Origin of the sequence: Nocardia sp. NPDC051052 (assembly GCF_044456045.1) — a bacterium.
Taxonomy (GTDB): Bacteria; Actinomycetota; Actinomycetes; order Mycobacteriales; family Mycobacteriaceae; genus Nocardia.
Genome location: NZ_JBITFL010000019.1, coordinates 96,889 through 111,466, shown reverse-complemented (window position 1 = coordinate 111,466; position 14,578 = coordinate 96,889). Strand labels below are relative to the sequence as shown.

Genomic DNA, 14,578 nt, shown 5'->3' with positions numbered 1-14,578 from the left:
GGGCGTTGTGCTGATCGGCCTACCCGGAAACGCTTCCTTCGAGGTCGACGCCCGCGGCGCGCATCCGGTCCAGCGCGTTGTCGGTGGTGTCGGGGGCGACCCCGGCGGTCAGGTCGAGCAGCACGCGGGTGTCGAAGCCCTCGATCCTGGCGTCCAGCGCGGTGGCCCGGACGCAGTGGTCGGTGGCGATGCCGACCACGTCGACCGCCTCGATGCCGTGGCCGCGCAGCCAGTCGGCCAAGGTGGTGCCGTCCTCGGCGGTGCCCTCGAAACCGGAGTAGGCGGCCGAATACGCGCCCTTGGAGAAGACCTCCTGGACGGACGCGGTATCCAGGTTCGGATGGAAGTCCGCGCCCGGGGTTCCGACGCGGCAGTGCGGCGGCCAGGAGTCGACGTAGTCGGGGTGCGTGGAGAAGTGATCGCCGGGATCGATGTGATAGTCGCGGGTCGCGACGATCGCGGAGTAGTCCGCGGCGGCGAGATGGTCGCTGATGCGGGACGCGACCGCGGCGCCGCCGGTGACGGCGAGCGACCCGCCCTCGCAGAAATCGTTCTGGACGTCGACGATGATCAGGGCTCGGGTCATGATGACCTCCCGCGGTTGTGCTGAGTACCCGTATTGCATTGTGCCGCTCGGCCCGTCCTTCGAGACAGGGGGAGACACCGAGTGCTCAACTCACGAACGTGGTCGGCACGGCAGGCTCACCGGCGGACAGTTTCAAGCCCTCCCACGGCAGGCTGATCAGTCCGTGCGCCACATGGTCGCGACTGTCCGACAGCGTCGGCAGGTCCTCGACGAGCTTGCCGTCGCGCACCAGCGGGACGAGCAGTTCCCGCGCCTCGAACCCGTTCGCCTCGGGCGTGGGCCCGTTCGCCGGATAGACGATCTCCTCGACGATCGTCCCGGTCGGCCGGGACAACCGGATCGCCTTCTTGGTTCCGCCGCGCGACTCCTTGTGACTGCTGCGCTTGGCGACCGGCACCCCCTCGACCTCGACCAGCTTGTAGACCATGCCAGCGGTCGGCGCACCGGACCCGGTCACCAGCGAGGTGCCGACGCCGTACACATCGACCGGCTCGGCCCGCAACGCGGCGATGGCGTATTCGTCGAGATCGCCGGACACCACGATGCGCGTCTTGGTCGCGCCGAGCCCGTCCAACTGATCGCGCACTTGCCTGGCCAGCACCCCGAGATCGCCGGAATCGATCCGCACCCCGCCCAGCTCCGGGCCCGCCACCTCGATCGCGGTCGCCACGCCCTGAGTGATGTCGTAAGTGTCCACCAGCAACGTGGTGCCGATGCCGAGCGCCGCGACCTGACTGCGGAACGCCGCCGCCTCGTGCTCACCGTCAGAACCGCTGTGTTTACCCACCCCGTCGGCTCCGCCGACTGCCGACCCCGCGTGCAACAAGGTGAACGCGTGCGCACTGGTGCCCGCACCCGGCACGCCGTAGCGACGCACCGCCTCCAAATTCGAGGTGGCGTCGAAACCGGCCAGATACGCGGCCCGCGAACTGTCCGGCGCGGCGAGCTCATGGGTACGCCGCGAACCCATCTCGATCATCCGGCGCCCGCCGGACGCACTGACCATCCGCGCGGCGGCCGAGGCGATCGCGCTGTCGTGATTGAGGATCGACAGAGCCAGCGTCTCCAGCACCACGCATTCGGCGAAGCTGCCACGCACCGAAAGAATGGGGGAGCCGGGGAAATACAACTCGCCCTCGGCATAACCGTCGATGTCACCGGTGAATCGATAGTCGCGCAGCCAATCCACCGCCTTCGCGGGCAGGAAGTGTGCGATCACTGCCAGCTCCGGCTCGCCGAACTGGAAACGCTCCAGCGCGTCGAGCAGCCGGCCGGTGCCCGCGACCACGCCGTAGCGACGCCCGTGTGGCAGGCGGCGCGCGAACACCTCGAAGGTGCAGCGGCGGTGCGCGGACTCGTCGGCCAGCGCGGCGGCGAGCATGGTCAGTTCGTACTGGTCCGTCAGCAGTGCGGTGCTGGTGACGCCGTCGCGGATGTCCACGCAGCCAACTGTAGACAGACCGGTCGCTTATAGCGCGTGTTGCCCGGGCCGGTCATCATAAGGGCCGCCCGCTCAGCGAGGTGGGGAATGCTCGAATCGGGGCTCAGTGGGGTGTTGCTCATTCGGAGTCGAGTCGTACCCTTGACGTTATGGCCTTGTGCAACATAGTCCGAGGCGGCGTCGTGGTGAACGCCGTGGACGCGACACTGTCAGCGGCACAGGCGACCCCCGAGGCGGTCGAATACACCGAGATCTTGGAGGCAGAAGATCGCCCATGGGTCACTGTGGTCTGGGACGACCCAGTCAACCTCATGCACTACGTCGCCTACATCTTCCAGAAGCTGTTCGGCTACAGCAAAGCGAAGGCGAACGAGCTGATGCTGTGCGTGCACAACGAGGGCAAAGCCGTGGTCTCGTCGGGTTCGCGGGACAAAATGGAACATGACGTCCAGCGGCTGCACGCCGCGGGACTCTGGGCGACCATGCAACGGGACGACTGACCAAGACGACTACCCTGACGCCGTGCGGAAGTGGAGCAGGAAGAACTCGCTGAGCGGCCTCAAACTGCGATCCGAGATGGACGCACGTGAGGCCAACGTGTTGCGCTCGCTGGTCGGTGCGGTCTCCGGGTTGCTCACCGAGAGGGCCGATGCCGCGCCCGAAGACGACCTGGCCGCGCTGACCGGGCTGCGCACCGGCAATACCGTCGCCCCCGACGATCCACGACTGCGCAGGCTGCTGCCGGACTTCCACCGCAGCGAACCCGGTTCTCCGGACGCCGACCGCGCCGATCTGAACAGCGCGCTGCGCGGGCTGCACGAGCCGGAGATCATCGACGCCAAGCTGGCCGCGGGCAGCGTCATCCTGAACACCGTGCCCACCTCCGGCGGCAAGATCGCGCTCACCCCCGAGCAGGCCGACGCCTGGCTCACCGCGCTCACCGACGTGCGGCTGGCCTTGGGCACGGTGCTCGGCATCGACGCCGACACTCCCGACCATCTGGGCTCGGACGATCCGCGCGCACCGCACCTCGACGTCTATCACTGGCTCACCTGGATGCAGGACTCCCTCCTGCAGGCCCTGGCTCCCTGAACCACGAACCCGGTCGCGACCGGTAGAACAGAACGGGCGGATCGAATCGCGCCGCGACCGAGAGGCAGGAGCAACCGTGCGGGTGCAAGCCGGGCAACGTAATTCGCTCACCGATGTATCCGGCCTGCTCGTCGGGCATCATCACGCGCTCGACCCGGACGCGGCGCTCGGCTCCGGCGCGGCGACCGGGACCACCGTCATCTACGCGCCGGGCGGCGCGACCGCCGCCGTCGATGTGCGCGGCGGCGGGCCGGGTACCCGGGAAACCGACGTGCTCGATCTGGCCCGCACCATGCGCCAGGCCAACGCGATCGTGCTCACCGGCGGCAGCGCCTACGGCCTCGCCGCGGCCGACGGCGTCATGCGCTGGCTCGAGGAGCACGGCGAAGGCATCCCGATGGATCCGACCAATCCCCGCCGGGTGGTGCCGATCGTGCCGGGCGCGGTGATCTACGACCTTCCGTTGGGCGCGTGGGACATTCGGCCCACCGCCGAGTTCGGCTACCAGGCCGCGGCCGCCGCGTCGCTCGACTTCGCGCGCGGCGTGGCCGGCGGCGGTGTTGGTGCGCGAGCCGGTTCGATCAAGGGCGGTGTCGGCACTGCGAGCGTGGTGCTGGGCGACGGACCGGCGGCCGGGGCGACAGTTTCCGCGTTGGTCGTCGCGAACGCGGCGGGCTCGGTCTTCGACCCGAGGACGGGGCTGCCGTGGGGCGTCGGCACCGACGGGCCGGATCACTTCGGCGTGCGAACCCCGACCGCGGAACAGCTGGCGCGCGCGAACGCATTGCCGTCGAAAAGTATGCGACTCAATACGACCATCGGTGTGGTGGCCACGGACGCGCCGCTGGATCCGATCGGCTGTCAGCGGCTGGCGATGACGGCCCATGACGGACTCGCCCGCGCGATCCGGCCCGCCCATGGACCGTTCGACGGCGACGCGTTCTTCGCGTTGTCGACCGGCTCGTGGCAGCCGCCCGCGGCGAGCTTCGCGCTGCCCTCCGCGTTCCCGCCCGACGTGCTGATGGTCGATCTGCTCGGCACCGCCGCGGCGCTCTGCGTGGAACGCGCGATTGTCGATGCGATTCTTTCGGCCACCTCCGTCGGGGAAGTCCCTGCGTATCGAGACTTATTTCCCGGCTAGCAGCGGAGAATTCGGGTCCAGCCGACGCACTCGGGGAATAGCCGAATATTCTGGCTCGTTGTCGACTGCGATAGGTCGGCATTGCGGAAGGGTTTGACTCGTGCTGGTGATCAGGGCCGACCTCGTGGCGGCAATGGTGGCGCACGCGCGCGCCGACCACCCCGACGAGGCGTGCGGCATCATCGCCGGACCGGACGAGTCCGATCGTCCGGAGCGCTTCGTGGCCATGGTCAATGCCGAGCGCTCGCCCACCTTTTATCGTTTCGATTCCGGTGAGCAGCTCAAAGTCTGGCGCGCGATGGACGACGCCGACGAGACACCCGTGGTGATCTACCACTCGCACACCGCCACCGAGGCTTATCCGAGCCGCACCGATGTGTCCTACGCGTCCGAGCCGTTCGCGCACTACGTGCTGATCTCCACCCGCGACCCGGAGCAGCACGAGCTGCGCAGCTACCGGATCGTCGACGGCGAGGTCACCGAGGAACCGGTGCATATCGTCGACGCGTACGAAACCGCCTGAACCGATGTTTGTTCGTGAAACCGAGGAGTTCTCATGCCGGTAACCGTGTCCATCCCGACCATCATGCGTGGCCTCACCGGAGGGGAGAAGCGCGTGCAGGCGCAGGGCGCCACGCTGAGCGCGCTGATCGATGACCTCGACGCGAACCACCCCGGGCTGGCCGAGCGTCTGCTCAAGGACGGCAAGCTGAATCGCTACGTCAATATCTACGTCGACGACGAGGACGTGCGGTTCTCCGGCGGCCTCGCGGCCGAGGTGCCCGCCGACGCGAGCGTGACCATCCTGCCCGCCGTCGCCGGCGGTTGATCCACCCGTGGCGCGCTACGAATCGCTGATCGCGACCCTCGGCAACACGCCGCTGGTCGGCCTGCGCACCCTGTCCCCGCAGTGGGACGGCGAGAACCACGTGCGGCTGTGGGCCAAGCTCGAGGATCGCAACCCGACCGGTTCCATCAAGGACCGTCCGGCGCTGCGGATGATCGAGCAGGCCGAGACCGACGGCCTGCTCACGCCGGGCTGCACGATCCTGGAACCCACCAGCGGCAACACCGGCATCTCGCTGGCCATGGCCGCCAAGCTCAAGGGCTACCGGCTGGTCTGCGTGATGCCGGAGAACACCTCGGTGGAGCGGCGTCAGCTGCTGACCATGTTCGGCGCCCAGATCATCGATTCCCCGGCCGCGGGCGGCTCCAATCAGGCGGTGGCGCGGGCCAAGCAGATCGCGGCGGAGAATCCGGACTGGGTGATGCTGTACCAGTACGGCAACCCCGCGAACGCGCTGGCGCATTACGAAACCACCGGCCCGGAGATCCTGGCCGATCTGCCGGAGATCACCCACTTCGTCGCGGGCCTCGGCACCACCGGAACGCTCATGGGCACCGGACGATTTCTGCGCGAGAAGGTGCCGAACATCGAGATCGTGGCGGCCGAACCGCGCTACGGCGAGCTGGTCTACGGCCTGCGCAATATCGATGAGGGCTTCATCCCCGAGCTGTACGACGAGTCCGTGCTGACCACCCGGTTCTCGGTCGGTCCGTTCGACGCGGTCAAGCGCACTCGCGAGCTGGTCTCCGAGGAGGGCATTTTCGCGGGCATTTCGACCGGCGCGATCCTGCACGCCGCGCTCGGCGTCGCCCGCAAGGTCGCGAAGGCGGGCAAGCGCGCCGACATCGCGTTCGTGGTCGCCGACGGCGGCTGGAAGTACCTGTCGACCGGCGCGTACGACGGCACCCTGGAAGAGGCCGAGGAACGACTCGACGGCCAGCTCTGGGCATAGCGCTCGCCCTTGTCCACGCCGGTACCCTCGACATAGCGGGAGGACGGCTCGCGCGTGCCTGAGCGAACCGTCGTTGCTCCTGCTCGACGAGGAGGCTGCGATGACCGGCGGTTCGGGAATCGGTTCGTCATTCGACCCCGATCGGATCGCGGCGATCCGTGCCCAGTTGGGAAAGCCGGGTCTGCCGGCGAATACGCCGGTGAAGTCGAACAACCTCGCCGCCGTTAAACAACTGTGGCTGCGCGCCGGAGTGCTCATCGCCGGATTCGTCGCGCTGCTGTACGGCATCGAGGGCGTCGACACCCTCGACCACGGCCAACTCGACAATGCGGGTATCCACCCCAGGGCGGCCGATGGGCTCTCGGGCATCCTGTTCGCCCCGGTCCTGCACGCGGGCTGGCCGCATCTGATCGGCAACACCCTGCCCGTCCTGGTCCTCGGCTTCCTCGCCCTGCTCGCCGGCATCGGCCGCGGGCTGGCCGCGACCGCGATCATCTGGATCGTCGCCGGAGTGGGCACCTGGCTGACCGGTGCCTCCGGCAGCGTGCACCTCGGCGCGTCGGTGCTGGTGTTCGGCTGGTTGACGTTCCTGATCTCGCGCGGCTGGTTCACCCGCAACATCGGCCAGATCGTGCTCGGGCTCGTGGTTTTGGCCCTCTACGGGTCACTGTTGTGGGGCGTATTGCCCGGCCAGGATGGAATCTCTTGGCAGGGCCATCTTTTCGGGGCGGTGGGTGGACTGCTGGCCGGCTGGGTACTCTCTGGTGATGCACGCCGAAATCGTCGCGGGGATCAGGCTGGGTTCATTGCGTCGCCACGGTGATTTTGCGGCCCGTCGAGAAATGTGGGGGATAGTTTCTTGAGTGCTGATTCGTCGTGGCAGCATGGGGGAATGCGCCTCACCGTCCTCGGGTGCTCGGGCAGCGTGTCCGGCCCGGACTCCCCAGCGTCGGGCTATCTGCTGACCGGGCCGGATATGACGCCCGTGGTGATCGATTTCGGGCCAGGCGTACTCGGCGCGCTGCAGCGCTACGCCGACCCCGGCGAGGTCGATATCTTCCTCACCCACCTGCACGCCGACCACTGCCTCGATCTGCCCGGCCTGCTGGTCTGGCGGCGCTACCACCCCACCCCGCCGGTCGGCCGGGCCATCGTGCGCGGTCCGTCCGACAGCGCGCTGCGCATCGGTAACGCCTCGGCCGAGGTCGGCGGCGAATGCGACGACTGGTCCGACGTGATCGATCATCGGCCGTGGACCGTCGGCGAGGAGATCGAATTCGGGCCGGGCCACACCGTGTCGGCGCGCCGGATGTTCCACCCGCCGGAGTCCTATGGCCTGCGCATCGTCACGGCCGCCGGACGCACCTTCGTCTATACCGGCGACACCGCTATGTGCGACTCGGTCAACGAGCTCGCCAAGGGCGCCGACATTCTGATGGCCGAGGCGTCGTGGACCCACGATCCCGCGAATCGACCGCCCGGCATTCATCTTTCGGGCACCGAGGCTGGCCAGATCGCCGCGCAGGCGGGCGTGAAAGAACTGCTGCTCACCCATATTCCGCCGTGGACCTCGCGCGAAGATGTCATCGCCGAGGCCAAGGCGCAGTTCTCCGGGCCCGTGCACGCCGTCGCGCCGGGCGAGACCTTCGATCTCTGAGGCGGGTTGCCCAGCTGACGTCGACTGCCATCCCCTAGGCTGTGGCGCGTGTCTAGACGAGCCGATGGCAGGGCGGACGACGAACTCCGCGAGGTAAAAATCACCCGTGGATTCACCACGCATCCAGCCGGTTCGGTGCTGGTCGAGTTCGGTCAGACGCGGGTGATGTGCACCGCGAGCGTGACCGAGGGCGTGCCGCCGTGGCGCCGCGACTCCGGACTGGGTTGGGTCACCGCCGAATACGCGATGCTGCCCGCCGCGACGCACACCCGCAGCGGACGCGAGTCGGTGAAGGGGAAGGTCGGCGGCCGCACCCAGGAGATCAGCCGGCTGATCGGCCGATCGCTGCGTGCCTGCATCGACCTGGCCGCCATCGGCGAGAACACCATCGCGATCGACTGCGACGTGCTGCAGGCCGACGGCGGCACCAGGACCGCCGCCATCACCGGCGCGTATGTCGCCCTGGTCGACGCGATCACCTACCTGGCCGCCAAGGGCGTGCTGGCCGACCCGCAGCCGATCTCGTGCGCGATCGCCGCGGTGAGCGTAGGCGTGGTCGACGGCCGGGTGCGCCTCGACCTGCCCTACGAAGAGGATTCGCGCGCCGAGGTCGATATGAACGTGGTCGCCACCGACACCGGCACCCTGGTCGAGATCCAGGGCACCGGCGAGGGCGCCACCTTCCCGCGCTCCACGCTGGACAAGATGCTGGATTCCGCGCTGGTCGGCTGCGAGCAGATCTTCGCCATCCAGAAAGCGGCCTTGGCGCTGCCGTATCCCGGCGTGCTGCCGGAGCCGTCCGAGTCGAAGAAGAAGTAGCCGTGGCGCGTCGGGTGCTGGTGGCCAGCCGCAATGCCAAGAAGCTGAACGAGCTGCGGCGCATCCTCGCCGAGGCGGGCATCGCGGGGATCGAGATCGTCGGGCTGGACGACGTGCCCGCCTACGACGAGGCGCCGGAGACCGGCGCGACGTTCGAGGAGAACGCGCTCGCCAAGGCCCGCGACGGTGCCGTCGCCACCGGATTGGCTTGTGTCGCAGACGATTCCGGTATCGAGGTGGACGCGCTCAACGGCATGCCCGGCGTACTCTCGGCGCGCTGGGCGGGGCGGCACGGCGACGACGCGGCCAACAACGCGCTGCTGCTCGCCCAGCTCGGCGACGTGCCGGACGAGCGGCGCGGGGCCCGGTTCGTCTCGACCTGTGCGCTGGTGGTGCCCGATGGCGCGGACATCGTGGTGCGGGGCGAATGGCCGGGCACGGTCGGCCGGAAACCGCTGGGGGACGGCGGTTTCGGCTACGACCCGCTGTTCATCCCCGAGGGTGGCGATACCTCCGCCGCGCAGCTGACGCCCGCCGAAAAGGACGCGGTCTCGCACCGCGGCCGCGCGCTGACCCAGCTGCTCCCGGCGTTGTCCGAGCTGGCCGAAAACTAGCCGGCCGCTAGATGCCGAAGTCTTCCTTGACCTTTTTCGCGTTCGCGTGCTCGAAGAAGAACGACAGCAGCGGGATGGTGCCCGCGAGCAACGTGCCGACGGTGCGGCGCACCGGCCAGCGCACCTTCACCGCGAGATCAGCCGTGACCAGCAGGTAGATCAGGTACGCCCAGCCGTGCACGACCGGGATCCAGGCGGGGGTGTGTACGTGGAAACCGTACTTGGCGATCATCTCGCCGGTGAGCAGCAGCAGCCAGATGCCGGTGATCCAGGCCAGCGCGCGGTAGCGCAGCAGCGCGGACTTGATCTTGGCGGTGCGCACCCCGCTACTGGCCGGGGTGCGCTCGGTGGCCGGTGCCGCAGTGCTCTCGGTGGACTTCTCGCTGGCGGTCAACCGGCGCTCCTCTCGGTGTCGCGGGCACCAAGGCCCGCCTCGCGGACCTGATGATCGATGTCTTCGGCATGCAATGCGGCCAGGTACTTGTTGTATTCGGCGAGCACCGGGTCCTCGTCGCGCACCGCTTTCGGCCGGTCCGGTAGCAGCCCGGCCGGAATCTCGCGGGGCGCAACGGCTTTCGGCGCGCGCCGCGGCCTGTCGCTGGGCTGCTCGTCTTCCTCGGCTTCGCGTTCGAGCCGGACGAACCGGAAGTAGGCGAACACCGCGAACGCCGCGAACAACGGCCATTGCAGCGCGTAACCCAGATTCTGGCCGGTGCCGCTCGTCGACTCGAACCGCTCCCACTGCCACCACGCCAGCCCCAAGCAGCCGAGCGCAGCGACGATCACCAGCGCGATGAGGGCCGGGCGATTGTGTGCCGAGCGGCGGGGTGAAGCGGACACGGCTACTACGGTACCCGTCTACTACACGGTGCGTAGGACCAGGTCGACGGTCGGAATCCGGCTGTGATCGTGGCCTCCTGGCGCGAAACGACCCGCCCGCGGCGAACAGGCGGGTCGCTCGGGCTCAGAACTTGTAGGTGACGCCGGTCAGCCGCTCGGATTCCGCCCAGAGCCGCTTCCAGAGTTCCTTGTTCTTGGAGAGCCGGCTCGACGGCGACGACTCCACCGGGCCCTGGGTCTGGAAGAACCGGCGCGGACCCCAGTAGACCTCAGGATCGGCGTCGGGCATGGTTGCGGCGAACAGCGAGGAGTGCGCGGCCTTCTTCGGCGGGTGGCCGATGATCGCGACGAACGGCTTGATGATCCGGTCGATCGGGGTCTCGGTCTTGGCGAACAGGTCGGTGGCCGACACACCGGGATGCACCGCGTAAGACCGCTTGCCCGAACCCGATTCGGCGAGCCTGCGCTGCAGTTCCCTGGCGAACATCAGGTTCGACAGCTTGGCCTGCGCGTAGGCGAGATTGCGCTGGTAGCGGCGGTTCTCGTAGTTGAGATCGTCGACCCACAGCTTCGGGGTCTGCTTGTGCGCGATGCTGGCCAGCGTCACCACTCGGTCGCGGATGCGGTCGAGCAGCAGGCCGGTCAGCGCGTAGTGGGCGAGGTGATCGACACCCCACTGCGTCTCGAAGCCGTCCTTGGTCCGCGAGAACGGGACGTTCATCAGCCCGGCGTTGTTGATCAGTACGTCGAATTCGGCCTGCTCGTCCGCGAACTTGCGGACCGATGCCAGGTCGGACAGGTCCAGCTCGGCGACGCGAACGTCACCGGTGATGCCATCGGCGACCGCCTGGGCCTTGGCCGCGTTGCGACAGGCCATGATGACGGTCGCGCCATGGGCCGCGAGGACCTCGGTGGTCACGGCACCCAACCCGCCGTTCGCGCCGGTGATCACGAAGGTGCGTCCGGTCTGATCCGGGATTTCAGAAGGTTTCCACGCCATGAATCAACCTTACTCTGGAGTAAGTTCTGGGGGAAGGGTTTCCCCGCGGTCCGATGACGAGTGTCTCAGACGGAGGTGATTCCTGTCACTCGCCGGTCGAGAGCACAGCCGCGAGAGAGCACAGTCGTTAGAGATAACAACAGGGCACTCCGCGGACTGCCAGACGCTCGCTACAGATCACATTTTTCGCACGCGAAGTTCATTCAGCGGCCACTGCCGATTGGTTGCTGGAACGCCGCGGCGAGTGTGGTGCCGACCACCTCTCCCCACACCTGCCAGGTCGCCGGATCGAGCATCATCGAGCCGACATCGGTGGTGCTGACGCCCGATGCGACGGGTTTGCCCGCGAACCGATCGCGCAGCCACAGCAGGGCGCGGGGCGCGCCGATCGGATCGAGCGTCAGGTGCTCGCTGAAGTGATCGCGCACGTACTCGACGCGGGCGTTCGGATCCTGCGCGTAATAGGCGACCAGGTCGTTGACCGGGCCGACCGGGATCAGCCAGTCCGCGTTCGCCTGGAACATGAACATCGGCATGTCCGGCACGGCCTTGCCCATCTTGGTCTTGTCCAGCACCGCGACGACCGTGGGATCGGTGAACGGATTCTTGGCCAGCATCCCGATGTTGTCGGCGAACGGGAAGAAGATCGACTGGTAGCTCGCGCAGAGTTGATCCTTGGCCGCCATCATCAGCTTGCCGAGACCATTCATGTTGGCGTCGAGGAAGTTTCGCAGTTCCGGGTACTCGCGCGAGACGCCGAGCGCGCCCGCGAAGATGAGCCCGGCGGAGAGATTGCCGTTGGCCATCTTCAGCGCGGCGGACAAATCGGCGGGGATGCCGCCCTCGGCGGCGCCGACGACATTGAGCTCCGGTGCGTAGCTCCGCTTCAGCTCGGCGGCATGTCCGGTGGCGATGGCGCCGCCGGAATAGCCCATCATGCCGACCCGAGTGTTGGTGCCGGACAACTGCATCGGATCGAAACGCTCCGCCGCGCGGATGCCGTCCAGCGTGATCCGGCCTGCCAAAGGTCCTGCGGCATAAGCGGAATCGGGGCCTTGGTGATCGGGCACGACCACTGCCCACCCCTGCGCGAGCGCCGCCTGTACCTCCAGGAACTGGGCGGCGACCAGCACCGAACCGGTGAGCGTTGCCGGGATGGAACCCATCTGCAGCTGATAGGACGGCATGCAGTAGTTACCGGTGGAGTCCTCGGCGATCTGATAGGAGAAAAGCGGCCGGTCGGCCACGTACCCCCGCGGCTTCAGCACGGTGGCCACCGCGGCGATCGGCTCGCCGCGGGTGTTGGTCGACCGGTAGGACAGCTGCCAGGAATCGACGTTGACCGGAATCAGCGACAGGTTCGCCACATTCACCTGCCGTGCCGCGATGAGCTGTCCCGGTTCGAGATTCGCGTAGGTTTCCGGCGCCGGACGATAGAACGCCGGGTCGAAGCCCGGCGGCATGGGCGGAATGGGGAACGGCAGCGCGGGCTGGACCGGGGGAGTGCCCGGCTCGGCGACCGCCTGCTCCGCGAGGGCGAAGGGCAGCGCGGTCGCCAGCACGGCGACGGCGACGAGCAGCTTCGATGCGTGCTTGCGCGGAGGAACCACAGATCAACCTCTTTGTTGCCGGGACGCACATGTGAGCCCAGTTGGTTTCAGACTATGTCGAGTATGCAACGCCATGACGCGGATCACAAATGTCATCGGGCGAGAACTGGCCCCCAGCGCTGCCGAGTTATGCCCGCAGCCAGCGGAGCCGCGCCTGGTCACCGGGGTTGTCCCGGGATCTCCGATACGGTGGGAGGCGTGACCATCGTTGGCAGGCAGTACGGCGGACGCGCCGTCACGGAACGCAAGGCGGAACGCCGCCAGCGCTTCCTGGACGCGGCGACCCGGATCTTCGCCGAACGCGGCTACGCGAACTGCTCGCTGGCCGACGTCTGCGCCGCCGCGTCGCTGTCCAAGCGGCAGTTCTACGAGGAATTCCAGACCAGGGAAGACGTGCTGGTCGCCGCCTACGACCGAATCCAGGACGAAGCGGCCGCCGTGCTGGTCACGGCGCTGGCCGACCTCGACCCGCGCTTCGATATGACCGCGGCGATGACCGCGATGGTCTCGGCCTACCTCGGCTCGATCGGCTCCGACCCCTATCGCGCCAAGGTCGCCTTCATCGAGGTGGTCGGCGTCAGCGACCGGATGGAGCGGCACCGCCGCGAACGCAGGCACGCGTGGGCCGACTTGCTCGCCACCAGCGTGCTACCGACGGTGGCACCCGACGCCCGGATTCGCGGCGGAAGCGGCTGGGGCGCAAGCGCTCTCATCGGCGCGATCAACGGCCTCGCGCACGAGTGGGTGCTGGCCGATCCGCGCCCGTCGGTCGGCGAGCTGGTGGAACTACTGGTGCCGATCGCGCTGTCGCTGCTGGAAGTGCCCGATCAGCGCACGGCGTAGTCGCCGAGCGACGGCTCGAGCGAGTCGAACGCCGTGCCGACGTATTCGGTGACGGCCGTGGCGATTTCGTCGTTCGACTGACCGTCGAGGGTGCGGCGCATGGTCTCGTCGAACAGCACCCGATGCACCCCGCCTAGCTGAGCGGCGGCCACCCGTGGCGTGATATCCGTTGCGGCCGCGCCGGTTTCGGCGGCGAGGGTGTCAGCGAGGGCCTGCTCGCGCTCGTCGTGGAATTCGCGCAGCCGGGCGACCAGAGCTGGGCTGTCGCTGATCATCCCGGCGAACTCCGGTCCGGAGAAGCCGACCACCGGATCCTGTCCGGCCGCGGCCGTCAGGTAGGCGGCACGCAGCGCCGCCAAGGCCGACTCGCCGGGCTCGCGCTCGCGGACGACGCGCGCGAGCTGGTCGACGAAGACGTCGTGCAGATCGAGGGCCAGGTCCTCTTTGCGCGGGAAGTAGTTGGTCACCGTCATCTTGGCGACCTGCGCGGCCACCGCGACGTCGGCGATCGTCACCTTGTCGAAGCCGTGCTCGAGGAACAGCCTGGTCGCCTGATGGGAGATGTTCTCCCTGGTCTGTAGCTTCTTCCGGTCCCGAAGCCCCAATGTCTCTGCGCTCATGCGAACACCATATCTGATACCGACCAAAATTTATGCTTGACATATTTTTAGGTCTGTTCTAAGTTTGTTCTCGTTACCGAGCACGAAGGAGCGTCACCGCGAATGAACTACGGACTTGTCGAAGCAACCCCGGCCCGCACCATCACCATCGACCGAAAGGGACCAGCCACCATGGCCGACAAGACCTCCGCGCAGACCACCATCGACGCCGTCCTCAGCCGCCTCGCGCCGGACGCCGCCGCACCGAAGCGAAACAAGCAGCGCGCCAACGCATTCCCCGGCGCGACGCGACTCGACCGAAAGGCTGCCGGTCTGCCCCGTAGCCAGACCGCCTTCCGCGCGGCCTCGCAGCGCCCGCTGCGCATCCCGGGCCGCGGCTGATCATCGAGCACCCCGCCGGGGGGGGGGGGGGGGGGGGGGGGCGCCGCCCCCCCCCCCCCCCCGGGGGGGGGGGGGGGGCGGGGGGGGGGGCGGGGCGGGGGGCGGGGGCGCCGCGCCCCCCCCCGGCCCCCCCGC

At 68.2% G+C, this 14,578-nt stretch carries 19 protein-coding genes; 12 read left to right on the top strand and 7 right to left on the bottom strand.

Annotated elements, in window-relative coordinates:
- Positions 1-19: 19 nt before the first annotated feature.
- Both pncA and ACIBCN_RS40925 read right to left on the bottom strand, forming a co-directional pair.
- Positions 20-586: a pyrazinamidase PncA gene (pncA, locus tag ACIBCN_RS40930; protein WP_396997775.1), complete on the bottom strand. Its 567-nt coding sequence runs from the start codon at positions 584-586 to the stop codon at positions 20-22.
- Positions 587-671: 85 nt separating this feature from the next.
- Positions 672-2,027, bottom strand: a complete 1,356-nt coding sequence (locus tag ACIBCN_RS40925) for a nicotinate phosphoribosyltransferase (RefSeq protein ID WP_396997774.1) — start codon at positions 2,025-2,027, stop codon at positions 672-674.
- A 149-nt stretch (positions 2,028-2,176) separates the two neighbouring features.
- Between ACIBCN_RS40925 and clpS the strand changes: the two genes are divergently transcribed.
- The 10 genes from clpS to rdgB all read left to right on the top strand — a co-directional run bounded on the left by clpS (position 2,177) and on the right by rdgB (position 9,149).
- Positions 2,177-2,527, top strand: coding sequence for an ATP-dependent Clp protease adapter ClpS (gene clpS, locus ACIBCN_RS40920; protein ID WP_396997773.1), 351 nt, complete (start codon positions 2,177-2,179; stop codon positions 2,525-2,527).
- A gap of 22 nt (positions 2,528-2,549) precedes the next feature.
- On the top strand, positions 2,550-3,119 hold the full coding sequence (locus ACIBCN_RS40915; RefSeq protein WP_396997771.1) for a DUF2017 domain-containing protein: 570 nt from the start codon (positions 2,550-2,552) through the stop codon (positions 3,117-3,119).
- Between the two features lie 76 nt (positions 3,120-3,195).
- Positions 3,196-4,260: a P1 family peptidase gene (locus ACIBCN_RS40910; RefSeq protein ID WP_396997770.1), complete on the top strand. Its 1,065-nt coding sequence runs from the start codon at positions 3,196-3,198 to the stop codon at positions 4,258-4,260.
- A gap of 100 nt (positions 4,261-4,360) precedes the next feature.
- Positions 4,361-4,783, top strand: a complete 423-nt coding sequence (locus ACIBCN_RS40905) for a Mov34/MPN/PAD-1 family protein (RefSeq protein ID WP_396997768.1) — start codon at positions 4,361-4,363, stop codon at positions 4,781-4,783.
- A 33-nt stretch (positions 4,784-4,816) separates the two neighbouring features.
- The gene (locus ACIBCN_RS40900; protein WP_357390617.1) at positions 4,817-5,089 is read left to right on the top strand and encodes a MoaD/ThiS family protein; all 273 of its coding nucleotides are present in this window, start codon (positions 4,817-4,819) and stop codon (positions 5,087-5,089) included.
- A gap of 7 nt (positions 5,090-5,096) precedes the next feature.
- Positions 5,097-6,059 carry a PLP-dependent cysteine synthase family protein gene (locus ACIBCN_RS40895; protein ID WP_396997765.1) on the top strand — a complete coding sequence of 321 codons (963 nt, stop codon included), beginning with the start codon at positions 5,097-5,099 and terminating at the stop codon, positions 6,057-6,059.
- Between the two features lie 100 nt (positions 6,060-6,159).
- A complete protein-coding gene (locus ACIBCN_RS40890; RefSeq protein WP_396997763.1) occupies positions 6,160-6,882 on the top strand; it encodes a rhomboid family protein in 723 nt (240 codons plus the stop codon).
- A 69-nt stretch (positions 6,883-6,951) separates the two neighbouring features.
- A complete protein-coding gene (locus tag ACIBCN_RS40885) occupies positions 6,952-7,716 on the top strand; it encodes a cyclic nucleotide-degrading phosphodiesterase (RefSeq protein WP_396997761.1) in 765 nt (254 codons plus the stop codon).
- Between the two features lie 48 nt (positions 7,717-7,764).
- The gene (gene rph / locus ACIBCN_RS40880) at positions 7,765-8,535 is read left to right on the top strand and encodes a ribonuclease PH (protein ID WP_396997759.1); all 771 of its coding nucleotides are present in this window, start codon (positions 7,765-7,767) and stop codon (positions 8,533-8,535) included.
- Positions 8,536-8,537: 2 nt separating this feature from the next.
- A complete protein-coding gene (gene rdgB / locus ACIBCN_RS40875; protein WP_396997758.1) occupies positions 8,538-9,149 on the top strand; it encodes an RdgB/HAM1 family non-canonical purine NTP pyrophosphatase in 612 nt (203 codons plus the stop codon).
- A 7-nt stretch (positions 9,150-9,156) separates the two neighbouring features.
- On the opposite strand, the gene ACIBCN_RS40870 is transcribed toward rdgB, so the two are convergent.
- The 4 genes from ACIBCN_RS40870 to ACIBCN_RS40855 all read right to left on the bottom strand — a co-directional run bounded on the left by ACIBCN_RS40870 (position 9,157) and on the right by ACIBCN_RS40855 (position 12,599).
- Entirely contained in the window at positions 9,157-9,471 is a 315-nt protein-coding gene (locus tag ACIBCN_RS40870; protein WP_396997829.1) for a DUF3817 domain-containing protein, read from the bottom strand.
- 68 nt (positions 9,472-9,539) lie between these two features.
- Positions 9,540-9,989: a transcriptional regulator gene (locus ACIBCN_RS40865; RefSeq protein WP_396997756.1), complete on the bottom strand. Its 450-nt coding sequence runs from the start codon at positions 9,987-9,989 to the stop codon at positions 9,540-9,542.
- A 124-nt stretch (positions 9,990-10,113) separates the two neighbouring features.
- Entirely contained in the window at positions 10,114-10,989 is an 876-nt protein-coding gene (locus ACIBCN_RS40860; protein ID WP_396997755.1) for an oxidoreductase, read from the bottom strand.
- A gap of 203 nt (positions 10,990-11,192) precedes the next feature.
- Positions 11,193-12,599, bottom strand: a complete 1,407-nt coding sequence (locus ACIBCN_RS40855; protein ID WP_396997753.1) for a lipase family protein — start codon at positions 12,597-12,599, stop codon at positions 11,193-11,195.
- Between the two features lie 198 nt (positions 12,600-12,797).
- On the opposite strand from ACIBCN_RS40855, the gene ACIBCN_RS40850 reads away from it, so the two are divergent.
- Complete coding sequence (locus ACIBCN_RS40850) at positions 12,798-13,442, top strand: TetR/AcrR family transcriptional regulator (RefSeq protein WP_396997752.1); 645 nt, start codon at positions 12,798-12,800, stop codon at positions 13,440-13,442.
- Here ACIBCN_RS40850 and ACIBCN_RS40845 read toward each other — a convergent pair.
- Positions 13,427-14,062: a TetR/AcrR family transcriptional regulator gene (locus tag ACIBCN_RS40845; RefSeq protein WP_396997751.1), complete on the bottom strand. Its 636-nt coding sequence runs from the start codon at positions 14,060-14,062 to the stop codon at positions 13,427-13,429. The two genes, ACIBCN_RS40850 and ACIBCN_RS40845, sit on opposite strands and share 16 nt — an antisense overlap.
- A gap of 102 nt (positions 14,063-14,164) precedes the next feature.
- On the opposite strand from ACIBCN_RS40845, the gene ACIBCN_RS40840 reads away from it, so the two are divergent.
- Complete coding sequence (locus tag ACIBCN_RS40840) at positions 14,165-14,443, top strand: hypothetical protein (RefSeq protein WP_396997749.1); 279 nt, start codon at positions 14,165-14,167, stop codon at positions 14,441-14,443.
- Positions 14,444-14,578: the final 135 nt, after the last annotated feature.